The sequence below is a fragment of the Halosolutus amylolyticus genome (assembly GCF_023566055.1).
Lineage (GTDB): Archaea > Halobacteriota > Halobacteria > Halobacteriales > Natrialbaceae > Halosolutus > Halosolutus amylolyticus.
In genome coordinates, this window is record NZ_JALIQP010000001.1 from 1,062,859 (window position 1) to 1,084,631 (window position 21,773).

Below are 21,773 nucleotides of genomic sequence, written 5' to 3' on the forward strand. Positions count from 1 at the left end.
CCGATCGAGCGGCCTCCCTGGCGATGCGGGAAACGGTGCGTACGCAGGGCCAACCTGTTTGGGTGTGCTGGCGCAGTATCCTCCCATGAGTAACGAGGATCGCGAACTCGGCGTCGAACTCGGTGACCTTCAGGCGGAACTCGAGAGTCAGGAGTATCCCGTCAGTCAGGACGACCTGCTCGACGAATACGGCGACGAGCGGATCGGCATGGGCGAGGAGACGATGACCCTCGAGGAACTCATCGGGCCCCTGAACGAGGACGAGTACCGGGACTACGGCGAGGTCGAGCAGGCGATCATGAACATGGTCAGCGACGACGCGATCGGGCGGAAGAACTACAGCGATCGGACGCCGCCGGCGGCGGGCGAAGACAGGCAGGACGAGGGGGCACCGGAACAGGAGGGGCAGCGCGAACAGGAGTCGTTCTGAGCGTCCGACCGATCGGGTTGGACGGATTCTGTGCAATCGAGTTCGAGAGGCCTTCGTGACGCCGCTGTTCGGTAGCGACGGCTCAGTCGTCGTCGGCGTCCGCGTCGACCTCCGTCCGCGCCTGGCGGCGCTGGGCGCGCTCGATGAACTCCTGTGGTAACTCGTCGATCTCGCCCGCCTGGACGCCCCAGAGGTGCGAGTAGAGTCCATCGTTGGCCAGCAGGTCCTCGTGTGTCCCTCGTTCGACGATCTCGCCGTCCTCGAGGACGACGATCTGGTCGGCGTCCCTGATCGTCGAGAGCCGGTGTGCGATCGCGAACGTCGTTCGATCGGCGGCGAGTTCGTCGATCGATCGCTGGATGAGCATCTCGGTCTCGGTGTCGACGTCGCTCGTGGCCTCGTCCAGGATCAGGATGTCGGGATCCTTGAGGATCGCGCGGGCGATCGAGATACGCTGGCGCTGGCCGCCCGAGAGTTTGACGCCGCGTTCGCCGACCTCGGTGTCGTACCCCTCCGGCAGGTTCTGGATGAAGTCGTGTGCCTCGGCCATCTTCGCCGCTTCGATCACGGCATCGCGATCGGCCTCGAACGTACCGTAGCGGATGTTCTCCTCGACGGTGCCGTAGAAGAGGAACGTGTCCTGGCTGACGTAGCCGATCGACTCGCGCAGACTCTCGAGCGTGACCTCGCGGACGTCCTGGCCGTCGATCCGGATCGCGCCCTCGTCGACGTCGTACATCCGAAGGAGGAGTTTGAGGACCGTCGACTTGCCCGCGCCGGTGGGGCCGACCAGCGCCAGCGTCTCGCCGCCTCCGACGGTGAAGTCGATGTCTTCGACGATGACCTCGTCTTCGTCCGTCTCCGCGGCGTCCGACTCGTCGACACCCTCGTGGCCGCCGTAGCCGAACGTCACGTGATCGTACTCGACGCGCCCCTCGCGCACCTCGAGGTCGGTGGCGTCCGGCGTCTCCGCGACCCGACTCGGTTCGTCCATCAGGCCGAACATCCGTGCGGAGGAGGCGCGGGCGCGCTGGTACATGTTGATGATCTGCCCGAATTGTGCCATCGGCCAGATGAACCGCTGCGTGTAGAGGATGAACACGACGAACTCGCCCTCGCTCAGCGTGCCGGTGAAGGGACCGGGCGGCCCCTGGAAGACCCACAGGCCGCCGACGAGGAACGTGACGACGAAGCCGATGCCCGCGAGGACGCGCAGTCCCGGGAAGAACTTGATACGCGTCTCGATGGCGTCCCAGTTGGCGTCGAAGTAGTCCTGCGAGACGTCCTCGACCCGATCGGACTCGTAGTCCTCGGTCGTGCTGGATTTGATCACCTGGATCCCGCCGAGGTTGTTCTCGAGGCGGGAGTTGACCTTCCCGACGGTCGAGCGGACGGCGGCGTACTTGGGCTGGATGATCCGGACGAACAGGTAGGTGAAGCCGGCGATCAGCGGCACCGGGAGAAGGGCCACCAGCGCCAGTTGCCAGTTGTACGCGACGAGGATGGCACCGATTCCGACGACCATCACCGCCAGTCGGAACAGGGAGTTCATCCCGTCGTTCAGGAATCGCTCGAGGCGGTTGACGTCGTTCGAGAGGATCGACATCATCTCCCCGGTCTGCTTGTCCGCGAAGAAGTCCATGTTCAGCCGCTGCATCTTGTCGTAGGTGTCGGTCCGGATGTCGTGCTGGATGTTCTGGGCGAACGCGTTGAACCCCCAGTTGCGAATCCAGTGAAACGCGGCGCCGAGGAAAAAGGCGCCGGCGATGACGCCGACGGTCAGGTAGAACTGCTCGAGTTGCGTCCCGGGAACGTACGGTGCGACGATCTCGCTGCCGAACGGGAGCGCCTCCGCGTAGCCGATTTCGTCGCGAAACACCGCGTCGAGTGCCACCGCCAGCATGATCGGCGGCAGCAGATCCAGCACGCGAGCGGAGACGCTCGCGAGGATGCCGACGACCGCGTGAAACACGTAGTTACGACCGTACTCGACGAACAGCCGCTTCATCGGGTTCTCGATCTCCTCGCGCTGTTCCTCGAACGGGTCGTCGTCCTCCCAGTCGACACCGCTCATTACTCCCGCCTCGGGGTCCGGGGCCAATAAGGGTTTGCTACGAATCGAAATACGTCTGCTCGCCGATCGGGTCGGCCACGGCCGACTCGATCGCGTCCGCTCGCGGCTCCGACGGGGCGACCGCCGTGACGCTCACCTCGTTCGACTCGAGGTCGATCTCGACCTCGTCGCCGACCTCGATCCCCGTCTCGTTCGCGTAGCCGCGTGGCACCTCGAGAACCCACTTCGCCTCCCCGCTATACTCGAGGTCCTCGCCGTCCTCGCCGGGTTCGGGGGCCCGCGCGTGCGCGATCGTCGTGATCTCCCGATCGGCGTCGATGAAGATGATGTCGATATCGAAGTCCATCTCCCGCATGACGTACGTGCGATCGCCCTCGCGTTCGTGGACGAACAGCATCCCGGTCCCCGGTTCGAGCGAGTCGTGATCGCTCAGCCCGGTGTAGCGCTCGCTCCGCGTGTCGGCGACCTCGACCTCGACGACTGCCTTGGGTTCCTCGTCGTCTTCGTCGTCGACCACGCGCACCTCGCCCTCGTCCGGGCTCCACGGGGCGGAGACGACGCCGCCCTGCACGAGGAGCACGAGGACGATCGAACAGGCTCCGATCACGAGCAGCCCCTTCCAGACGCGTTCGAGGGCCATGGCGCATACCTGCCACGCGAGAAAGTAAAGGTTATTCGGACGGGGCGACTCAGTCGGCATGCGGGCTCGTGGTCTAGCTGGTCATGACGCGGCCTTTACAAGGCCGAGGTCGGTGGTTCGAACCCGCCCGAGCCCATTTCTCTGGCGAACAACTCCGTGAGCCAGAGAAATGTACGCGAGTGGCGGTTCGAACTAGACCGAGGTTCTGCGCCCGTGGCGCAGGTTCTCGGGCGTAGTTCGAACCCGCCCGAACCATCCATTCCGCCCGAGCCGCCGATCGCTCCGATCGTCCTCGCGTCGTCTCTCGATCGGGTTCCACCCGCGCACCGATCGGCGTCTACCGTAGCGATCGTCGACGGACAAGCCCCTCCCCCGCTCGAGTAGCCGCCGCGCCGCAATCGGCCGTCACATCGACCGACCGGCCATCGATCGCGAGCGTCGTTCTCTGCCCCTGTACCGTTGCCCCACGTTGATATGCGATCCCCGCGTCCAGTGACACGTGACCCAGCAGCGGCTCACCGCGGCTGACGTCCGGGGATGGGATTCGCTCCGGGAGATCGCCGAGTCGTTCGCGGCGCGTGGTCTCGAGGTTCGATCGACGCCCGGCGAACGGACGCGCTTTGCCTGCCGGTGCGACGACGAGGCGCTCGGTCTCGTCGTGGCCGGACCGAACGAGTCGGCGACGGCGTTCGGTCCCGACCGGGGCGGTCGGCGGACGAATCTCGTCGCGGCCCACGATTTCGAGCGGTTCACCGTCGTCGCGCGCGATCGGCGGCGGACCGACCAGCGCCACGGTCGATTCGGGATCCGGACGCTCTCGTTCACGAAATCGGGGTTCGGGCGGGAGGCCGAGCGCGCCGACGCGATCCTCGAACGACTCAACGCGATCGGAGAGGGTTCGACGAGACTCGCCGAGACGCTGTTCGACACGCGCGCGGTCGTCGAGGAGTTTACCCGGGAGTTCGAGGCGCTGCGGACCGACCTCGTGGAGGCGGTCTCGGGGATTCCGGACGATCGCGGCGACGCGAAACGGCGGTACGTCCAGGTGGTCCTCGATCGGTTGCTCTTTCTCGCCGTCCTCCAGGCGAAGGGGGTGCTCGACGGGTCCGAACGGTATCTCCACGATCGGCCCGCGACCGTCGTCGACGAGGGGACGGATCGGTACGAGGCGTTCTTCCGGCCGCTCTTCGACTGCCTCGCCGGCGACGAGCACGACCCCGCGTTCGGACGACTCCCATCCATCGACGGCGGGTTGTTCGCCAGGGCGTCGGTCGAACGGGCGTTCGACGACGTTGGGCTGGGCTCGTCCCCGACGGAGACGAACGCGCTCCTCGACGAGGTGCTCGCGTTCCTCTCCGAGTGGAACTGGGCGGTCGACGAGCGGGTCGCCGCCGCCGGCCCGAAGACGCTCACCCCCGCGATTCTGGGACGGGTTTACGAGCGGACGGTTACCCAGAAGGAACTGGGCGCGTACTACACGCCCGACGAAATCACCGGCTTCGTGGCACGCCGGACGATCCATCCCGCCCTCCTCGATCGACTCTCGGAGGCCGTCGACGCGGCGTACGAGTCGATCGACGAGGTGTTCGGCTTCACCGGAGAGGCGGCCAGTGACGCCGATGTGACCGTCGACGGGGGAGCGACGACGCCCCCAGTTCCGATCGAGCACGTGACGACGACTCACGTCGAGACGCTCTATCACGACGTGCTGTGGGAGACGCGGGTCCTGGATCCGGCGGTCGGGAGCGGCGCGTTCCTCCTCGCTGCACAGGACGTCCTGCTCGACGTCGCCGTCCAGTGTCTCGAGTTCTTCCGGCGCCTCGAGCGCGAGGGGCGCGGCGACGCGCTCGAGCCCCGGACGCGGGACGAACTGGCGACGATCGATGCCGACGGCGGCACCCCCTCGTTGCACGCGAAGCGCGCGATCGTTCGCCACTGCCTCCACGGCGTGGACGTCGACGACGGGGCCGTCGAGGTCTGCAAACGCCGTCTCTGGCTGTCGATGGTCGCCGACGTCGAGGGCGCGCCGGGGGAGATCGAGGCCCTGCCCGACATCGATGACAGCATTCGGCAGGGAAACGCCCTCGTCGGCGTCACCGATCTCGCCGAGCGAGAGGGGGACGCGTCGGCCACGATCGATGGGGGCGACGGCGACGGGAACGAGGAGCGCGAAGCGGCGGGCGATCGGCCGTCTCCCTCACGCGCCGAACTCGACGGGCGGGTGCTCGCGGACTTCCACGACGCGGGACTCGAGGACGTCACCCGCGCGGACCTCACCGATCACTCCCCGTTCCACTGGCCGCTCGAGTTCCCGGCGGTGGCCGCCGCGGGTGGCTTCGACGTCGTCGTCGGCAACCCGCCCTGGGACGTCGTCGCACCCGACCGCGAGGAGTACTTCGCGAGGTTCGACGAGGGGTTTCGAACCCGATCGCCGTCCGAGAAAGACGCCGTCCAGGAGCGACTCCTGGACGATCCCGCGGTCACCGACGGCTGGGCGGCCTACCAGGAGCGACTTGCGACCCGGGCGGCCTACTTCAACGGCAGTTCGCAGTACGTCCTGCAGAACCCCGACGTCGGCGGTACCGCCGTCGGCACCGACAACGACCTCTCGATGCTGTTCCTGGAACGCGTCTTCGAGGTGGCGAGCGACGAGTCGTACGTCGGCCAACTCCTCCCGGGAACCGTCTTCGTCGGGGCCGCGGGGGCCGACCTTCGTACGCACCTGCTCGAGGAGACGTCGCTCCGGCAGGTCGTCCTCTTCGAGAACCGAGGCATCTTTCCGGACGTCGACAGCCGGTACAAGTTCGGTATCGCCGTCTGCGAGACCGGCAGCCGCACCGATCGATTCGAGTCGATCTACCGGAAAGGCGACCTCGACGTGCTCGGGCGCATCGAGGAGTCGGCAGTCACTGTCCCCCGGTCGGTCCTGACCGAGTACTCGCCGAACGCGGGGCTGTTCCCGCTGGTCGAATCGGAGACCCAGGCCGCCGTCCTTCGCAGCCTCGTTGCCCATCCGTCACTCTCCGACGACGCCCCGGGGTGGAGGGTGACCCCGTACCGGGAACTCGATCGCAACAGGGACCGTGACCGCTACGTCGAATCCGAAGCGGCGGGCGCGTATCCGGTCTACGGCGGATCGAACGTCTACCAGTACAGCTATTCCCCCGACGTCGTCGCGGACCTGGCGTCGCCGACGCTGTGGAGCGTCGCCGAAGACCGCGACCCGGAGCGAAGCGCCAAACGCCGAATTCGGGAGAAAGCGCTCCGGTCCCGGGACCCCGAGCTGGGCCTCAAGAAGGCACTCTACGAGGCGTTCGACGGAACGGGGCCACAGCGGGCGTTCGTGGACGCCCTCCTCGAACGGGAACGCGGACGGCCGCTCTCGCTCGACGACGTCAAACTCGACTGCAGCGCGTATCGCCTCGTCTTCCGGAACATCACGAACTCGACGAACGAGCGAACGATGATCTGTGCGGTCGTTCCGAAGGGGGTCGTCTGCCACCACGGGCTCAACACGATCCGCCCGTACACGTTCGACATCGATCGGGACGCCCTTTCGGAATCCCCCCTGCACTCGGTCTACGAGCGCGTGTTCACCGATCGCGAACTGTTTGTCGCGCTCGGACTCCTGAACAGTCTCCCCTTCGACTACCTGATGCGGACGAAGATCGAGGAGAACCTCGTCTCGTACAAACTGACCGAGTCACAGGTGCCGCGTCTGACCGCGAGTAACGACTGGTTCGAGTACATCTCGGAGCGCGCCGCGCGCCTCAACTGTTACGGCCCGGCGTTCGCGGAGATGCGTGACCGTCTCGGGGGTATCGACCCGGTAACCGATCGCCGGGGCCGCACCGAACTGCAGGCCGAGATCGACGCGGCGGCCTGTCACGCCTACGGCCTCTCCCGGCGCGAGGCGGCGGTCGTCCGCGATTCCTTCCACCGGGTGTCCGACCCACGGATCATGACGGACGCGTACTTCGACCTGGTGGGGACGACGTACGATCGCCTCGCGTCGGCCGGGCCGTTCCCCTGAGTGGCGTGAATCGAGGATGTCTCGGGCGTCACGATCGGACGGAGCCGGTGGCCGACCGTAGCCGGCGATTGCAAGTGGTAGTCTGATAATAGCCGCGATCAGTCAGTGCTTGAGTCGCGCGACGTTCTCGCGAATCTGGCCGAGGAGCCCCTCCTCGGATTCTGCTTCGAGGGCGGCGTGCAGCGTCGAGTTTTCGGGTTCGTCCTTGACCACGACGCGAAGGTACGGTTCGAGCTGTTCGAAGTTGTCCGAGAGCACGACGGTGTGGTTCTCCTCGTCGTGATCGACGACGCCCGCGTCGGCGAGTTTCGGGACGTGGCACTGGACGGACGAGACGTAGACGCTCTTGTACTCGTTTTTCGCGACTTCGTCCGGCGGCACGTCGTGTTCCCAGCCGGCGACCTGTTCGGCGATCGTCGACAGCTCGATCGGGCCGTCTTGCCCCCTGAGGGCGTAGAGGAGATATCGCCGGCGGCGGTTCGCCAGGAGCTCCAGAATGGTGTCGGCCGAGAGTTCTGTCTCCCCCTCGTCCGAGGCAAGTGCTTCCATAACACGATGTTACCCTCCAGCGCAGAAAAGCGTGTCTTGAATATCCAACATTCCAACCAACGAACGTCAGGCACTCCCAAACGCGATGGTAGCCATCCCGTTACTGAGTCGCGATTACCCTACTGGATTCTGCTGACGGGAAACGTGTCGTTCCGCCTGCCCTTCTGCCGGCGATTAGATTCGAAATCCTTTTTTATACCATGGACGGAGATGTAGGTGCGCCGCCTTAGCTCAGACTGGGAGAGCACTCGACTGAAGATCGAGCTGTCCCCGGTTCAAATCCGGGAGGCGGCATACTTTTGCGGCGAGCAACACCTCGAGCCGTGCATGCGATCCGGGAGGCGGCATCCCGTTCCTATGCCGTTTCCGTTCGATCTGCACTCGATCGACGATCGGGATGACTGCACGGCGAGAGCGACCCGCCCCGGCCGTCACTGTACTGCGGCGATCGTCCGGGGCGCGACAGGACTCCGCGCTCGATGCCGTGTCCGGAATCCACTCCGGTGACGCGATCAAGTATCGAAATGGATACAGGAATCGCGTTCAGCGAGCGTTCTTGTCGATTCACTCTGTAGTTCGACTCGATGACTGACGGAGGACCGCGGATCGGCATCGTGACCGGGACGAGGGCACCCGAACTGACCGACGACGGGCGCGCCGTCGCGTCGGAACTCCGCGATCGGGGGTACGAAGCCGAACCCGTGATCTGGAGCGAGTCGGGGGTGGACTGGTCGCGGTTCGACGGCCTCGTCGTTCGATCGTGCTGGCAGTACTACGAGGACCCGGACGCGTTCCGCGCGTGGCTCGGGACGGTCGAGCGAAACGGCGTCGTCGTGGTCAATCCCCCAGACGTGATCCGGTGGAACGTCCACAAGTTCTACCTGCGGGACCTCGAGACGGCCGGCGTCTCCGTCGTCCCGACCGCGTACGTCGATCGGGGTGCAGACGTCGACCTCGGGACGGTGCTGGCCCGGAACGACTGGACGGACGCCGTAATCAAACCGGCGATCGGGACCAGTTCCAGCGGCGTCTGGCGGGCCTCGACGCCGATCGGACCGGACGCAGCGGACCGATTCGAGGCCCAGCGCGCCGAACGCGATCTCCTGGTCCAGCAGTTCGCACCCGAGGTACTCGACGGTGAACTCTCGCTGATCTTCTTCGGGGGCGCGTACAGTCACGCCAACCGGAGCGTGCCGGCAGACGACGACTTCAGGGCGCATCCGGATTTCGGCGTCTCCACCGCGGCGATCGATCCGGCGGCCGATCTCGTCGCCCAGGCCCGAACTGTCCTGGAGGCCGCCGCTAACGTCCACTCGATCGACCCGTCGGAATTGACCTACGCCCGCGTCGACGGGGTCGAGCGAGGCGGGTCGTTCGAACTGATAGAACTCGAACTGATCGAACCGTACCTTGGTCTCTCGCGGACCGACGGCGCGCTCGATCGGTTCGTCGACGCGATCGACGCGGCACTGTGTCGTCGCTCCGACTCGATCGCCCGCGCCCTGTCGTGACCGGGGCTGCGTCCGATCGCCGCGTCGATGGACGGGACTGGTGCGAGACGGGCGAGAACGGCGGACGCGATCGACGAGGACGAGCGACGGACGAGTGGTCGGCCCTGACTGGACCCGCGGTCACAGCGGCGCTGCACAGCGACCACAGTACCGAAACGCGGGGTCGTTTTTCGCACCACAGTGACGACACGTCAGGCGCGTCCGCTCCGCCGCGTCCTCCTCGAGCGGAGCGGCGGGGCCCCGGTCGTACTCCTCGTCTTCGGTGTAGCGTTCGATCTCCCCGTTCTTCCACTTGCGCCGTCGCTCGAGCCCCTCCCGGAAGATCCGGGCGAGAACCGGGATGCTGACCCCTAACGCGAACAGCAAGAGGACCAGTATCACCGCGGCGTAGAGCTGTCCGGGAGCGACCACACGGTACCTACGACCGCCGATCGGTTAGGTACTGTGTGCGATTCCCGAACAGTATCCCGGCTGGACTCGTCCGTGAGCGGCCGGAATCGTTATAGTATGGCCCGCTGATAGAAGTTGAAGATGAAGGCAGGAGTCCTCGGCATCGTCGATGGCACGTTCGACGTCGTCGACTCGTACACCGAGACCGTCACGGCGGACGGGGCGGAACTCGATCGCTGTCTCGAGATCGATCGCGTGTTCTCTCTGCCGTCCGGAGACATGGCATTCGCTGGTCGTGCCGCTGCCGAGACGCGGACGGATCGGCCCACGACGACGATCGAGAGCGGGGCGATTCACGTCACCGAACGACCGCGGATCGACACGAAGTACACCGAATTCGTCGGCGTCCCCGGCGAGTTCGTCGCCGTCGACAGTGGCGACGGTACGTTCGCGTTCGACCTCATCGGGGCCGAGACCGACACGAGCATCGAGCGCGCGACGCTGGACCTCGACGGGTTCTTCGCGGCCCGCGAGTCGGCGACGCCGTGGAAAGCCGGGTTCCACGGGACCGGCGACAACGGGATGAACGGGATCTTCCACGGCGAGGATCTGCGGACGAGCCACGATATGGACGGCCTCCTCGCGAACTCGAGTCTGAATCAGGTCGGTCTCACCTACGAGTACGCCGGAGCCGACGTGAAGATGACTGGGTCTCGAAGCGGCTACGTGGAGATCTACCGGCCGTCCGAGTTCGACTCCGGGCAGTACCTGACGTACCTGCGCGAGGAGATCCGTCCGTACGTCCGGTGAGTCCGGCTCGATCAGTCCGTCTCCTCGATCTTCTGTCCCCAGAATCCGGGATATTTGGTCACCGTGACGTCGCCCTCGACCCGGGTCTGACAGGCCAGTCGGAGGCCGCGGTCGGGATCGTGCGGCGGGAACGAAAGTCGCTGTTGCTCCCGATCGGTGGGGTCGCTGACCGCCCCGTCGACCGCGACGGCACACGTCCCACAGGTGGCCTTCCCGCGGCAGTTCACGGTATCGGCCATCCCGTTGTGCGGACTCTCGCCGGCCTCGAGAAGCACGTCACGGAGGATCTCCCCCTCGTCACAGTCGATTCGTTGGCCGCGGAACTGAACCGTCGGCATGCCAGCGAGTACGTGCTGTGTGACCGTATGTCTTGGCTGTCGCCGTCGCGGCCGTCGTCGGTATCGTCTTTTTCGCACGGTCGGCCCTCCCAGCCGGCACTCCCACCGACGTCTTATATTTCGACCGCGGGCGAACGACGCCGTATGCAACCGTCAGCGCCAGCCACGCGACGAACGATCGTCGTCGGACTGGGCGCGCTCGTCGCCGGGTGCCTCGACGACGGGACGGAGGACCCGACCTCGACCGAAGACGACACCGACGGTTCGAACGCGACCGGCGGTGACGATGAGGACACGTCCGAAAACGGCGTCGACCCCACCGGCGACGTCGAGCAGGTCGGCGACCTCGCGCTCACGAGTCCGGCGTTCGACGACGGCGGTCGGATTCCCGAGCAATACGGCTACGAGGCCGAGAACGTTAATCCGCCGCTATCTATCGAGTCAGTCCCCGAGGATGTCGACTCGCTCGCACTGATCGTGGACGATCCGGACGCGGTCGAACCGGCCGGGGAGGTGTGGACGCACTGGCTCGTCTGGAACGTCCCGCCCGACACGACGACGATTCCGGAGGACTGGGAGGTTGAGGACGCCGCGGAGGGGACGAACGACTTCGGCGAGGTCGGCTACGGGGGGCCAAATCCGCCGGACGCGGAACACCGCTACCGGTTCAAACTCTTCGCGCTGGAGACGACGCTCGACCTGCCACCCGAAACGGACGCCGACGGCCTCGCGGAAGCCATGGACGGCCACGTGATCGCGGCGACGAAACTCGACGGGACGTACCCGGCCTGAGTAATCGAGCCCGATCGCCGACGCGTGTTCCCGGCGGGTGAACGCTCAACGGTTTTCCGTCGCTTCGCCGTACCGGCGGTGTGAGCAGCGACACCATCGCGAATGAGAGCGACACGTTCGAGATCGGTGAAACGACCGTCCATCGCCTCGGATTCGGAGCGATGCGCCTCTGTGGTGACGAGATCATCGGCCCGCCCGAGGACGAGGAGCGAGCGCGCGAGATGCTCCGGCAGGCGATCGACCTGGGCGTCGACTTCGTCGACACGGCCGACTCCTACGGCCCCGGCGTGAGCGAACGCCTCATCGGCGAGACGATCGGCGATCGCGACGACGTGCTGGTCGCGACGAAGGCCGGTCTCCTGCGCAACCGATCGGGCGAGTGGATCGCCCACGGCGATCCGGACTACGTCCGGAACCAGGTGCTGGCGTCGCTCGATCGGCTCCGGACCGACACGATCGACCTCTACCAGTTCCACCGCCCCGATCCGGACACGCCGTTCGAGGACTCCGTACAGACGTTCGCCGAACTCCAGGACGACGGCCTCGTCCGCTCCGTCGGCGTCAGCAACGTCTCCGTCGAGCAACTCGAGACGGCCCGCGAGCACGTCGACGTCGCCACCGTCCAGAACCGGTACAACGTGGCCGATCGGTCGAACGCGGACGTCCTCGAGGTCTGTGACGAACACGACATCGGATTCATTCCGTGGGCTCCGATCGACGGCGACGACCTCGCCGAACACGGCGACCGCCTCGACGACGTCGCCGAGAACCACGACGCGACGCGACGACAGGTCGCGCTGGCGTGGCTGCTGGAGCGATCGGACGTCGTGCTCCCGATCCCGGGGACGTCGGATCCGGCCCACCTCGAGTCGAACCTCGCGGCCTCGCAGGTGTCGCTGACCGACGACGAGGTGCAGGCGATCACCGGGGCGGCGGACTGATTCCACGCGGCTTCGATCCTCGCGTTGCGGCCGTCGAACCGGTGTCGAATTGCGCGCCGCTTCTCCCGTATCATACGGTTTACTGTACGTCAGTTCCGGCGCAACCGCCGCCCGGATCGCGGTTGCGCCGGTACATCGGTACAGCAATCCGTATCAGCCGTCGAATCGATCGGCGATCCGGTGCGTGAGATCGGTGAGGTAGATCGATCCCCAGACCGCCGCGACGGCGGCGCCGACGACGTCGTAGACGAGGTCGACGATCGTGTCGTTCAGTCCGTGCTGGGCGAGAACCGCGTCGAGGCCGAGCAGGGCGGCGCTCCAGTCGATGGCGAACTCCATGAGTTCCCAGAGGACGCCGAACGCCAGCACGAACACGAGAATGAACGCGAACAGCATCGACGTCGGGAAGTACACCTCGTCCGTGTGGAGGTCGATCGCCCGGACGACGGCGTAGCCGCCCGCGGCGACGATCGTCGCGGAGATCGTGTGCGTGAGGCTGTCCCACGGTCCGATCGCTCCGTACAGGCCAGCCGACCCGAGCGCGTGCAGGAAGACGGCCGCGGTCAGCCAGAACACGAGTTCGGGTTCGAGCGGCAGCCGGTAGTCCCGCTCGAGGACGGCCGGGAGGAACGTGATCGCCAGCGCTATCGCCCCGTTGGCGACCGTCGTCAGGTCGCGAACCACGAGTCCGTAACAGAGAATCAGTGCGAGTGCCGCCTGCATCGCCCGGGAGAGTCGCCGCACGGTCCGTTCGGGCACGTCCAGTCGATCGCGGACCAGCGAGGGGACGGGGTCCGATTCCGACTCGGACGCCGATCGCTGCGGCTCGGACGACCGGTCGGCCGTGCCCGTCGTGGAGTCCTCGGCGAGGCGGTCCGTCGTGGACCGACCGTACCGATCGAAGACGACGCCCGCGAACAGGCCGGCGACCGCCGCGTAAGCGAAGTCGTACATCAGCGCCCGGTTGGCCGCGTCCTGCGATCGCCCGTCCAGCACGTACGCCGTCCCGAACGCGACGTCCGAGACCCACTGGGCGACGTTCCACGCGCCCGCGACGGCGAGCGTCGTGAGCACGACGAACGCGATCGCGAACCCGTGGTTCATCCGGACCGCAGTGAAGCGATCGATCTCGACGGCGACGACGAGTGCGACAGCGGCGACGGCGACGTAGACCGCGATCGTCGTCAGGAACGATTCGTCGAGGATCGTCGCGTCGACGACGGGAAGCAAGACGAGCACCAGCAACTCCCAGGGCGGCACCGCCAGCGGATCCCGGAACGCGGCGACCGGAGCCAGCACGATCGCGATCGCGAGCCCGGTGAAGGCGAACCAGCGGTACGACGCGGCCAGTGCGTGGTTGACTGCCAGTACGGCGAGGATGGTCGTGACGATCCAGCTCAGGATCGCGTTTCGGTGCGGACTGTCGACCATCCCGTCGAGTCGGGCGTCCGCCATACGCTCGCTACGGGGCGGAGCCTCTAAACGCGCGACCTTGCGCGACCCGCGTCTCGTGGTGCGTGCGACCCGACGATCGCTCCCGGTGTCCGCTCACTTGCCCACGAATACCGTCTTCAGGCGGCTCCCGCAGTTCGGACAGCACAGCGTCTGCCACTTCGCCGGATCGAGCCCGCCGATCGTCTTCGTCCGGCGGGCGTCCGCGAAGGGGACCACGGCCCCACAGGTGTCACACTCGAACTCGTCCCCGGTCTCGTCGTGATCGGACATCGACGGTCTGGACGGTACGGGGTCGCCGGTGTTAGCGTTATCTGCGGCGGGTCGATTTTGAGGGCTGGACGCCGACGATCGCGTATGGGCTACGACACCGCGTCGAAGACGGACGTCGACTCCGTCGTCCCCGAGGAGTGGGGCGGCATGTGGTTCCTGAAGGACGCACTCGATACCGACGAACTCGGGTTCACGGTGCTCGAACTCGAACCCGGCGGCAAGGGAAAAGAACACGACGAGACGGAGAGTGGACAGGAGGAGGCCTACTACGTCGTCGAGGGAACCGTCGAGGTCGAACTCGCCGACGAGACGGTCTCGCTCGAGGTCGATACGGATTGCTGTGACGATTCACCGGCGCAACCGCGATCCGGGCGGCGGTTGCGCTGGAACTGACGTACAGTAAACCGTAGAGGAGGCGATCCGGCTCGATCCCGACGAACGCCGCCAGATCCACAACCGCGGCGACGATCGAGCCACACTCCTGCTGGTCGGCGCACCGCTCTGACATCTTCCCACGGCTAACGCTGTGGGGATCCCCTACTGGGGCTGTATCCACGGCAACCCGTCGTGCAGCACTGACGAGCCGGTTGCCGCCCGTTCGCCGCCCGATCGACCGATCGCCCGCCGGACACGACGGAAGAGTGATGAGTTCGTGTGGGAACACTTGGATATGGTCGCAGTCGACGACGTCGAACTCGAACACGGGCTGGCCCGGGTCAACGGGGTCAAGATCCACTACGTTACCGCCGGCGACGCCGACGGCCCGCCGCTGGTCCTGCTCCACGGCTGGCCACAGACCTGGTACGAGTGGCGTGCGGTCATCCCGGATCTCGCGCAGGAATACACCGTCATCGCCCCCGACCTCCGCGGTCTCGGCGATTCGGGTACGCCCCGATCGGGCTACGACAAGGACACCGTCGCGACGGACGTCCGGGAACTCGTCGCCCACCTCGGCCACGACGCCGTCCTGCTCGTCGGCCACGACTGGGGGATGTCGACGGCCTACGCCTACGCCGCCCAGTACCGCGACGAGGTGCGCGCGCTGGCCGTTCTCGACGCCGGCCTGCCGGGAATCAACGAGGAGCACAAGCGACGGCTCTGGCACACGCGCTTCCACAGCGTTCCCGACCTGCCCGAGCAACTCGTCGCAGGCCGGGAGCGGCTGTACCTCTCGTGGTTCTTCAAGGAGGGCGCGTACGATCCGTCGGCGATCGACGCCGACGCCCGGGACGAGTACGTCCGCTGTTACGCCCAGCCTGGCGGCCTCCGCGGCGGCTTCGAGTACTACCGGGCCTACGAGACGGACGCCGAGCACAACCAGCGCCACGCCGAGGACCCGCTCTCGATCCCCGTCCTCGCGCTGGGCGGGACGGAGTCGTTCGGCGAATTACCGATCCGGGACATGGAGGCCGTGGCCGAGGTCGTCGACGGCGAAGTCGTCGATCGGGCCGGCCACTGGATCCCCGAGGAGCGGCCCGGGTGGCTGGTCGATCGGCTGACGTCGTTCTTCGGGGACGCGACGTAACGACGCTGCTCGCTCCCGTCTCTCTCCTCCGCGGTCGATTGCCCCCAGGCCAAGACATACCCGGCGGTACGCACATCGACCACACATGAATCATCGACGACTCGGTTCGACCGGGTACGACGTCTCGGAGGTCGGACTCGGCACGTGGAACATCGGCGGGGACTGGGGCGAGGTCTCGGACGAAACCGGTCGCGACGTCGTTCGCGCCGCCCTCGACGCGGATATCGACTTCATCGACACCGCGGACGTCTACGGCGACGGCCGCAGCGAGCGACACATCGGCCGCGTGCTCGACGAACGCGACGCGCACGACGACGTCGTCGTCGCGACGAAGGCCGGCCGACGGCTCGACCCGCACGAGGCGGATCGGTACACGTACGACACCCTCTCCGCGCACGTCGATCGGAGCCGCGAGTACCTCGGCGAGGACACGCTGGATCTCCTGCAATTGCACTGTCCGCCGACCGAGGCGTACTACCAACCGTCGACGTTCGAGGCCCTCGAACGGCTCCGAGACGAGGGGAAGATCGCCTACGCCGGCGTCAGCGTCGAGAAAGTCGAGGAGGCGCTCAAGGCGATCGAGTACGACGTCGTGGAAACGGTCCAGATCATCTTCAATCCGTTCCGCCAGCGCCCGACGGAGTTGTTCTTCGAACAGGCCAGGAAAGAAGACGTCGGCGTCATCGTCCGCGTCCCGTACGCGTCGGGACTGCTAACCGGCGCGCTCGATCGCGAGCAGTCGTTCCCGGAGGACGATCACCGCAACTTCAACCGCGAAGGCGAGGCCTTCGACGTCGGCGAGACGTTCGCGGGAGTCCCCTACGAGACCGGCCACGACGCCGTCGAAGCGCTCGAGACCCACGTTCCCGAGAGCCTCTCGGTGGCCGAATTCACGCTCCGCTGGATCCTCGACCACGAGGCCGTCTCGACGGTCATCCCGGGCACCACGTCACCGGAGCACGTCCGTGCGAACGCCGCGGTCTCCGATCTCGAGTCGCTGTCCAACCAGGCTCACGGCGCGACACGGGACGTCTACGAGAGGCACGTCGCCGAGCACGTGCACCATCGCTGGTAGGCCGGATCGATGCCGCGCTGATACCACCGTCGACCGGTTTTCGGATACCGGCCGCGACCCGCGCGGAGTTTCACTCATCGATCGCGATACGGCCCGCCCGGACGCGGTACGAGCGCGGAGCATCGGTCCGGAACGAGCGTCCCAGCCGTTACTTCCGCGACGATAACCAGGGGTTGACCGCGACGTTTTCGCTCACCGGATCACCGTCGCCGATCGTTCGTCCCTTCTCTCGGTTCGGCAAGTCGTCCGGAGCGTTTCCGCGATCGCGATCGGATTTCCGTCCCGGTCGCGGTCTCTCCGGTCCGCTCGGCGCACCCCAGTAGTTCCGCCCGGCGTCGAGTTGGCCGTTCGCTGCGTTTAGCGCTCCGAACTCTTCGTTTCCGACGACGTTGTTCGATCGGGCTTCGATCGTCCCCGCATCGACTTCGCCGACGGCGGCGAGTCCGTACTCGTTTCCTTCGACGTCGTTTTCGCGGATGAGGACGCGATCTACGTTCGCGGGGTCGGCGGCGTTGATCATGACCCCGATCGCGTTCGACCGAACGTCGTTCCCTCGAACGTCGAGGTTCGACAATCCGGATTCCACTCCCGAACCGGCGTAAACGGCCGCTCTTGCGCCGGAAATTTCGTTCCCCGATATCGTCGTGTCTCGAACCCACGCTTCACCCCCCGGCCCAGGGTTGACGGCGATCAGCACCGCGCGGCCGCCGTCGCAGTCGTAGATCTCGTTGCCGCGAATCGTGACGTCTCGAAGTCCGGTCGACGCGCTGTCCGCTTCCACGTCGCCGAGTATGGAGAGGAGTCGAATCGATCCACCTTCGAAGCGGCCGACGAGTTCGTTCGACGCGATCGTCACCGACTCTTGGACGCTTTCGATCGGATCGTTCACCCTCGCGTGGAGTCTGATCCCTCGTTGGGAGTCGCCACCGGCGACGATCCGATTCGATTCGACGATCGAGTCGGAGACGTTGTCGAACCGGACGCCGTCAGCGTCGACGTTTTCGATCCGGTTTCGTCGCACCTCCCAGCCGGACATATTCTCGGTGCCGCCGTCGAGCGCGCCGACGCCGTTTCCGGTGAGATCGTGGAGGTAGCAATCGCTGACGAGTACGGACGACGTCTCCCCGTCCGCCTTCACGCCGGTTCCCCAGCTCGATGTTCCGTATCCGCGGACCTCGAAGCCCTCGATGACGACGGCCCCGTCGCTTCCCGGATCGACGAGCCGAAAGCCAGCCGCGTCGTCTCTCCCTTCCCCGTCGAGTACGGGCGCATCTGAACCGGGCCCGACGTCGCTACTCGAACCCGGATCGCCCACGATCCGAACCGGCTTCTCGATCCACACCTGCTCGCCCGCATACGTTCCCGGCTTCACGACGACCGTTCCGCCCGGTTCGACGGCACGGACCGCGTTCTCGATCGTCTCGTAGTCGTCGGGAACCGTGAGCGTCGATTCCGCGGCGGCGGTTCCCGCTCCCACGGCTGCGACTGCACCAACCATAGCACTCTTGAGCACTGTTCGCCTATCTATACTGTACTTTAACATGTCAGTACAACTCGGTAACTAAGACTTAAAGTCTCCGGCGGATCCGGTGCAACGGGTCGGCGTTTCGTTCGGCGACCGGGTCTCATCGCCTCACCCCTTCGATCGCGAATCTACTGTGCGAGTCGTCCGTTTTACTCCCCTGACGACTTCCGCGGTTCGGGAAGGTGCTCGTCGAAACGACGACGCTGCTCCGGGCAGTCACTCCGTTCACGATGACGCCACAGAAGGTCCGGGTGCGAGAATCGAACCGAAGGAAGACGATCGCCTCGCTTCGCTCGGCGCTGCGACTTCCAGGGTTCGATCTCGATCGGACTTTTGACTCCTCCGTGAAGTCGTCGTCAAAAGGTCCGGGTGCGAGAATCGAACCCGCGTCTCAGCCTCCACAAGGCTGAAGGATAACCACTACCCCAACCCGGACACGCGTACATCTCTCTCTAAACGCGGATGGCCTGAAATACGTTACGACTCGGGGACGGGAGTGTGCGACTCCGTACCGCGGGTTTTGGTCCGTGCGATCGTCACTCGCCCGCGACCGGGACGCTTTTCGGCCCGACCCCCGTAGGACCGCCAACGCGTGGCCATCACCGACAAGATCTACGTCAAGAACCACCGCCAGCTCAGCTCCCAGCTCGAGACGAACATCCCCAAGGGCGCGTTCAAAGGGGCGACGCTGGACATGCTCTTCCGCGGCGACGGCCTCGAGAAACTCGACGAGACGACCCGCGATCGAGTGCTCGACTTCGCCGAGGACTTCCTGGACTGCGACTGCGACGACAACCCCTACTGTGGCTGTCCGGAGCGGAAGTTCATCCGGTACCTGCTCGAGTTGCGCGCGCAGGGACTGGGACCCGATGCGATCGTCGACGTGATGACCGACGACTACATGGTGTACGCCTATCCCGGGGACGTTCTCTCATTCCTCGACGACGGCGTTCGAACCCTCGAAGCGGCGGAATCACTCGCGCGCGTCGACGGGGCCACCGAGAAAGCCGACGAGATCCGGCAGTCGAAACGGGATCTCGCGCGGTAGCCCCGCAATCGCGATCTCTCACGGGTGTCCCGTCCGGTCCCGGACTCGATTCGTATCAGTTCGACACGGACAGCCGATCGGCTACCGGAGCTGTGAGGGGCCGTCGGTCTCGTCGAGGTCGTCGAGCAGGAGCACTTCGTTTTCCTCGTCATCGAGACGGTCCTGCAGGTCGGTGACGTAGGCCTTGTATTCGTCGAGTTGCTCCCGGAGGTGGTCGGCCTCGAGTTCGAGCCGCTCGTGTTCGCGGATGAAACTCTTCGAGACCTCGACGGTCGGTGGGAACGCGAGGTCCCCGTCCCCCTCGCCCCCGCCATCTGCCCCCTCGAGACGGGCCTCCGGCACGACCGCGACCTGTCCGTCGTGTTCGACGAGCTGATCGACGTAGTCCCGGAAGACCGCGGACAACGAGATGTCGCGCTCTTCGGCGATGTCCTGGAGCGCCTCGAACGCGTCCTCGTTCACGCGAAACGAGATCGTCTTGTTCTTGTTGCCCATTGATTCGGCTAGTTGACGTTCACCATACTTAATAATTTGTCGGACGGCCGCAGTCGGTCGTCCGGCACCCGAGAGACGGCGCGATCCCACTCGATCGTGGCGGGGATCGATCCAAAAAACCGCGCGGCGTGGTGGTGTGTCAGTCGATGCGATCGGTCAGGCCGTCGCGTCCGTTTCGATCTCTTCGAGGCTCTCGAGCGCCTGGATCACGTCCCGGCGGTAGTTCTCGACGGGCGAGTCGTACCGCTCGCGGGCCATCTGGGCGTACTCGTTCGTGGGCGCGGTCGACCCGCTCTCGGGCGCTTCCTGCTCGGCTTCCCACTCGCGGAACGCCTCGATCCGATCGAGCGTGCGCTCGGCGGTTTCGACGACCCAGCGGTCGCGGGTGTCGTCGTCGACGACCGCGATCGACTCGGGTCGTACGGAGACGTTGACGGTACCGTCGTCGGTCTCGTAGGTGCGGGGTTTGCCGACGATGGAGACGTACGCCGGCGGTTCCGTGTCCCGCAGCACCGAGGCGGCTTCGGGCTGGTACTGGCCGGCGTAGACGAAGAACGTCCCCGTCGGGTCGACGACGCGGCCGCGCCAGTACTCGCTGTCCTCGCCGACGTCCTCGGTCTCGGTCAGGGTGCCGACGATGAACACGCGGTTCGCGCGATCGCCCGTCGGGAGGAGCGCGTAGTTCGGTGCGCGCTCGTCGTCGCTCTCTTTGAATGCGTACGTCGCGTCGTTGAATTCGGAGGCGAAGACGCGGCGGGCGACTTCGCGAGTGAGTTCTGCCTGGCTCATGTCACATCGACCTCGCTTTGATCAGCAGTTCCTCGGGATCCGTCGGCCCGTCGAGTTCGGTGACGTCGTCGGCCAGCACGTACCGGCCGAACGTCGGCCCCTCGATGCGGTAGTAGGTGCCGACGACCTGGTCGCGGATCTCGTCGGCGACGACGGTGGTGTCGAGCGCGTCCATCGCCATGTCCTTGGCCTCTTCGAGGCTGATCCCGGTCAGGTCCTCGGTGGCGTCCTTGTCGAAGATGACCTCGTGGGCGTCGATGCCGTCGTCGACGACGGCCTTGATCCGGAGGTCGAACTCGCCCTCGACCTCGCCGTGTTCGTTACAGCGCCCGTTCTGGAGGACCCGGGTGCAGTCCTCCTCGGGACAGCGCTTGATGAGGCCACTGCCGCTTTGCATGTCCACGAGTGCGCCTTCGATCTCGCTGGTGTCGTTGCCGACCTCGATATCCTCGTCGAGTTCTTCGATGACCGTCGTCGAGTTGAGTTTGACCGAGTACCGGCCCTGGTACTCGTCGGTGACGACGTTGCGCAGTTCGTAGACGCCGCCCTCCTCGAGTGCGGGGAGGTCGGACTTGGCCCACTTGGTGAACTTGATGGTCCCCGTCGGATCGCCCAGTAGGCCGACCTGTGCGACCGAATCGCTCCGTGGATCCCAGAGTTCGATGACCTTCGCCGTGAGGTCGATCCACTGCTCCGGCTCGTCGACGGCTTCGATCTGGACCGCCTCGCTCGATCCGCCCGAGAGGTCCTCCCGATCGAGCCCCGCCTCGTCCAGGTAGTGGTTGGTGACGCTCCGGCGGGCCTCGTCGATCGGGACCGTGTACTCGTCGACGAGCGTTCGCAGGCGCTCCTCGACGTCGTCGACGCTGATGTCGAGATGGTCCGAAAACTGGTCGTGTATGTTGTCCGCGTGCTGTCGTACGTCGCTCATGGTGTCACGCCTCCTCTTTGGTTTCACTGGGAGGCATACGCCGGTTCGTTCCCGATCGTATTTAAAATACCGCCACCGGAGCGAAAGTGAAGCGGACCGCGATTCACGGGCGAACGGCCCGCCGCGACGGTGATTCGGGCGTGACCGCCGTT

General features: G+C 65.9%; 20 protein-coding genes, 3 tRNA genes and 1 pseudogene. 12 read left to right on the forward strand and 12 right to left on the reverse strand.

The window, feature by feature from the left end; genetic code table 11:
* Window positions 1-85: 85 nt before the first annotated feature.
* Window positions 86-430: a DUF5789 family protein gene (locus MUN73_RS05125; RefSeq protein ID WP_250139359.1), complete on the forward strand. Its 345-nt coding sequence runs from the start codon at window positions 86-88 to the stop codon at window positions 428-430.
* Window positions 431-512: 82 nt separating this feature from the next.
* Here MUN73_RS05125 and MUN73_RS05130 read toward each other — a convergent pair whose 3' ends face one another.
* A complete protein-coding gene (locus MUN73_RS05130; protein ID WP_250139360.1) occupies window positions 513-2,504 on the reverse strand; it encodes an ABC transporter ATP-binding protein in 1,992 nt (663 codons plus the stop codon).
* A 37-nt stretch (window positions 2,505-2,541) separates the two neighbouring features.
* Window positions 2,542-3,144 (reverse strand): DUF192 domain-containing protein, encoded by a 603-nt coding sequence (locus MUN73_RS05135; protein ID WP_250139361.1) that lies wholly within the window; start codon window positions 3,142-3,144, stop codon window positions 2,542-2,544.
* A gap of 62 nt (window positions 3,145-3,206) precedes the next feature.
* On the opposite strand from MUN73_RS05135, the gene MUN73_RS05140 reads away from it, so the two are divergent.
* Both MUN73_RS05140 and MUN73_RS05145 read left to right on the forward strand, forming a co-directional pair.
* Window positions 3,207-3,280: transfer RNA gene (locus MUN73_RS05140), tRNA-Val, on the forward strand.
* Window positions 3,281-3,643: 363 nt separating this feature from the next.
* Window positions 3,644-7,177: an Eco57I restriction-modification methylase domain-containing protein gene (locus MUN73_RS05145; RefSeq protein ID WP_250139362.1), complete on the forward strand. Its 3,534-nt coding sequence runs from the start codon at window positions 3,644-3,646 to the stop codon at window positions 7,175-7,177.
* Window positions 7,178-7,279: 102 nt separating this feature from the next.
* On the opposite strand, the gene MUN73_RS05150 is transcribed toward MUN73_RS05145, so the two are convergent.
* Complete coding sequence (locus tag MUN73_RS05150) at window positions 7,280-7,726, reverse strand: DUF7344 domain-containing protein (protein ID WP_250139363.1); 447 nt, start codon at window positions 7,724-7,726, stop codon at window positions 7,280-7,282.
* 220 nt (window positions 7,727-7,946) lie between these two features.
* On the opposite strand from MUN73_RS05150, the gene MUN73_RS05155 reads away from it, so the two are divergent.
* Both MUN73_RS05155 and MUN73_RS05160 read left to right on the forward strand, forming a co-directional pair.
* A tRNA-Phe gene (locus tag MUN73_RS05155) sits at window positions 7,947-8,020 on the forward strand.
* A 290-nt stretch (window positions 8,021-8,310) separates the two neighbouring features.
* Window positions 8,311-9,237: an ATP-grasp domain-containing protein gene (locus MUN73_RS05160; RefSeq protein ID WP_250139364.1), complete on the forward strand. Its 927-nt coding sequence runs from the start codon at window positions 8,311-8,313 to the stop codon at window positions 9,235-9,237.
* A gap of 120 nt (window positions 9,238-9,357) precedes the next feature.
* On the opposite strand, the gene MUN73_RS05165 is transcribed toward MUN73_RS05160, so the two are convergent.
* Complete coding sequence (locus MUN73_RS05165) at window positions 9,358-9,648, reverse strand: DUF7577 domain-containing protein (protein WP_250139365.1); 291 nt, start codon at window positions 9,646-9,648, stop codon at window positions 9,358-9,360.
* Window positions 9,649-9,768: 120 nt separating this feature from the next.
* Here MUN73_RS05165 and MUN73_RS05170 point away from each other — a divergent pair, with 120 nt between their 5' ends.
* Entirely contained in the window at window positions 9,769-10,437 is a 669-nt protein-coding gene (locus MUN73_RS05170) for a hypothetical protein (protein ID WP_250139366.1), read from the forward strand.
* Between the two features lie 11 nt (window positions 10,438-10,448).
* Here the strand turns inward: MUN73_RS05170 and MUN73_RS05175 are convergent, their stop codons facing one another.
* Window positions 10,449-10,775 carry a 2Fe-2S iron-sulfur cluster-binding protein gene (locus MUN73_RS05175; RefSeq protein WP_250139367.1) on the reverse strand — a complete coding sequence of 109 codons (327 nt, stop codon included), beginning with the start codon at window positions 10,773-10,775 and terminating at the stop codon, window positions 10,449-10,451.
* Between the two features lie 384 nt (window positions 10,776-11,159).
* Here MUN73_RS05175 and MUN73_RS05180 point away from each other — a divergent pair, with 384 nt between their 5' ends.
* Together MUN73_RS05180 and MUN73_RS05185 are read left to right on the forward strand one after the other, a co-directional pair.
* Window positions 11,160-11,567 carry a YbhB/YbcL family Raf kinase inhibitor-like protein gene (locus MUN73_RS05180; protein ID WP_250139614.1) on the forward strand — a complete coding sequence of 136 codons (408 nt, stop codon included), beginning with the start codon at window positions 11,160-11,162 and terminating at the stop codon, window positions 11,565-11,567.
* An 80-nt stretch (window positions 11,568-11,647) separates the two neighbouring features.
* Window positions 11,648-12,508 (forward strand): aldo/keto reductase, encoded by an 861-nt coding sequence (locus tag MUN73_RS05185; RefSeq protein ID WP_250139368.1) that lies wholly within the window; start codon window positions 11,648-11,650, stop codon window positions 12,506-12,508.
* A 153-nt stretch (window positions 12,509-12,661) separates the two neighbouring features.
* Here the strand turns inward: MUN73_RS05185 and MUN73_RS05190 are convergent, their stop codons facing one another.
* Both MUN73_RS05190 and MUN73_RS05195 read right to left on the reverse strand, forming a co-directional pair.
* Entirely contained in the window at window positions 12,662-13,963 is a 1,302-nt protein-coding gene (locus MUN73_RS05190; protein ID WP_250139369.1) for a DUF2238 domain-containing protein, read from the reverse strand.
* 93 nt (window positions 13,964-14,056) lie between these two features.
* Complete coding sequence (locus tag MUN73_RS05195) at window positions 14,057-14,233, reverse strand: hypothetical protein (RefSeq protein ID WP_250139370.1); 177 nt, start codon at window positions 14,231-14,233, stop codon at window positions 14,057-14,059.
* An 84-nt stretch (window positions 14,234-14,317) separates the two neighbouring features.
* Here MUN73_RS05195 and MUN73_RS05200 point away from each other — a divergent pair.
* The 3 genes and pseudogenes from MUN73_RS05200 to MUN73_RS05210 all read left to right on the forward strand — a co-directional run bounded on the left by MUN73_RS05200 (window position 14,318) and on the right by MUN73_RS05210 (window position 16,833).
* Window positions 14,318-14,738, forward strand: a pseudogene (locus tag MUN73_RS05200) (cupin domain-containing protein).
* A gap of 165 nt (window positions 14,739-14,903) precedes the next feature.
* Window positions 14,904-15,758, forward strand: a complete 855-nt coding sequence (locus MUN73_RS05205) for an alpha/beta fold hydrolase (protein ID WP_250139372.1) — start codon at window positions 14,904-14,906, stop codon at window positions 15,756-15,758.
* Between the two features lie 85 nt (window positions 15,759-15,843).
* A complete protein-coding gene (locus tag MUN73_RS05210) occupies window positions 15,844-16,833 on the forward strand; it encodes an aldo/keto reductase (protein WP_250139373.1) in 990 nt (329 codons plus the stop codon).
* 148 nt (window positions 16,834-16,981) lie between these two features.
* Here MUN73_RS05210 and MUN73_RS05215 read toward each other — a convergent pair whose 3' ends face one another.
* A complete protein-coding gene (locus tag MUN73_RS05215) occupies window positions 16,982-18,331 on the reverse strand; it encodes a right-handed parallel beta-helix repeat-containing protein (RefSeq protein ID WP_250139374.1) in 1,350 nt (449 codons plus the stop codon).
* A 390-nt stretch (window positions 18,332-18,721) separates the two neighbouring features.
* Window positions 18,722-18,793: transfer RNA gene (locus tag MUN73_RS05220), tRNA-His, on the reverse strand.
* A 157-nt stretch (window positions 18,794-18,950) separates the two neighbouring features.
* On the opposite strand from MUN73_RS05220, the gene MUN73_RS05225 reads away from it, so the two are divergent.
* Window positions 18,951-19,406 carry a DUF5814 domain-containing protein gene (locus MUN73_RS05225; protein WP_250139375.1) on the forward strand — a complete coding sequence of 152 codons (456 nt, stop codon included), beginning with the start codon at window positions 18,951-18,953 and terminating at the stop codon, window positions 19,404-19,406.
* Between the two features lie 81 nt (window positions 19,407-19,487).
* Here MUN73_RS05225 and MUN73_RS05230 read toward each other — a convergent pair whose 3' ends face one another.
* The 3 genes from MUN73_RS05230 to MUN73_RS05240 all read right to left on the reverse strand — a co-directional run bounded on the left by MUN73_RS05230 (window position 19,488) and on the right by MUN73_RS05240 (window position 21,621).
* A complete protein-coding gene (locus MUN73_RS05230; protein ID WP_250139376.1) occupies window positions 19,488-19,901 on the reverse strand; it encodes a DUF8146 domain-containing protein in 414 nt (137 codons plus the stop codon).
* A gap of 156 nt (window positions 19,902-20,057) precedes the next feature.
* Window positions 20,058-20,690 carry an RPA family protein gene (locus tag MUN73_RS05235; RefSeq protein WP_250139377.1) on the reverse strand — a complete coding sequence of 211 codons (633 nt, stop codon included), beginning with the start codon at window positions 20,688-20,690 and terminating at the stop codon, window positions 20,058-20,060.
* Between the two features lies 1 nt (window position 20,691).
* Complete coding sequence (locus MUN73_RS05240; RefSeq protein ID WP_250139378.1) at window positions 20,692-21,621, reverse strand: replication factor A; 930 nt, start codon at window positions 21,619-21,621, stop codon at window positions 20,692-20,694.
* Window positions 21,622-21,773: the final 152 nt, after the last annotated feature.

What these genes read in the sequence shown, in the direction of transcription:
- MUN73_RS05240 (WP_250139378.1), bottom strand. Translation starts at nt 21,621, where the DNA reads ATGAGCGACGTACGACAGCACGCGGACAACATACACGACCAGTTTTCG.
- MUN73_RS05130 (WP_250139360.1), bottom strand. Translation starts at nt 2,504, where the DNA reads ATGAGCGGTGTCGACTGGGAGGACGACGACCCGTTCGAGGAACAGCGC.
- MUN73_RS05135 (WP_250139361.1), bottom strand. Translation starts at nt 3,144, where the DNA reads ATGGCCCTCGAACGCGTCTGGAAGGGGCTGCTCGTGATCGGAGCCTGT.
- MUN73_RS05235 (WP_250139377.1), bottom strand. Translation starts at nt 20,690, where the DNA reads ATGAGCCAGGCAGAACTCACTCGCGAAGTCGCCCGCCGCGTCTTCGCC.
- MUN73_RS05210 (WP_250139373.1), top strand. Translation starts at nt 15,844, where the DNA reads ATGAATCATCGACGACTCGGTTCGACCGGGTACGACGTCTCGGAGGTC.
- MUN73_RS05175 (WP_250139367.1), bottom strand. Translation starts at nt 10,775, where the DNA reads ATGCCGACGGTTCAGTTCCGCGGCCAACGAATCGACTGTGACGAGGGG.
- MUN73_RS05205 (WP_250139372.1), top strand. Translation starts at nt 14,904, where the DNA reads ATGGTCGCAGTCGACGACGTCGAACTCGAACACGGGCTGGCCCGGGTC.
- MUN73_RS05190 (WP_250139369.1), bottom strand. Translation starts at nt 13,963, where the DNA reads ATGGCGGACGCCCGACTCGACGGGATGGTCGACAGTCCGCACCGAAAC.
- MUN73_RS05230 (WP_250139376.1), bottom strand. Translation starts at nt 19,901, where the DNA reads ATGGGCAACAAGAACAAGACGATCTCGTTTCGCGTGAACGAGGACGCG.
- MUN73_RS05215 (WP_250139374.1), bottom strand. Translation starts at nt 18,331, where the DNA reads ATGGTTGGTGCAGTCGCAGCCGTGGGAGCGGGAACCGCCGCCGCGGAA.
- MUN73_RS05160 (WP_250139364.1), top strand. Translation starts at nt 8,311, where the DNA reads ATGACTGACGGAGGACCGCGGATCGGCATCGTGACCGGGACGAGGGCA.
- MUN73_RS05195 (WP_250139370.1), bottom strand. Translation starts at nt 14,233, where the DNA reads ATGTCCGATCACGACGAGACCGGGGACGAGTTCGAGTGTGACACCTGT.
- MUN73_RS05170 (WP_250139366.1), top strand. Translation starts at nt 9,769, where the DNA reads ATGAAGGCAGGAGTCCTCGGCATCGTCGATGGCACGTTCGACGTCGTC.
- MUN73_RS05150 (WP_250139363.1), bottom strand. Translation starts at nt 7,726, where the DNA reads ATGGAAGCACTTGCCTCGGACGAGGGGGAGACAGAACTCTCGGCCGAC.
- MUN73_RS05125 (WP_250139359.1), top strand. Translation starts at nt 86, where the DNA reads ATGAGTAACGAGGATCGCGAACTCGGCGTCGAACTCGGTGACCTTCAG.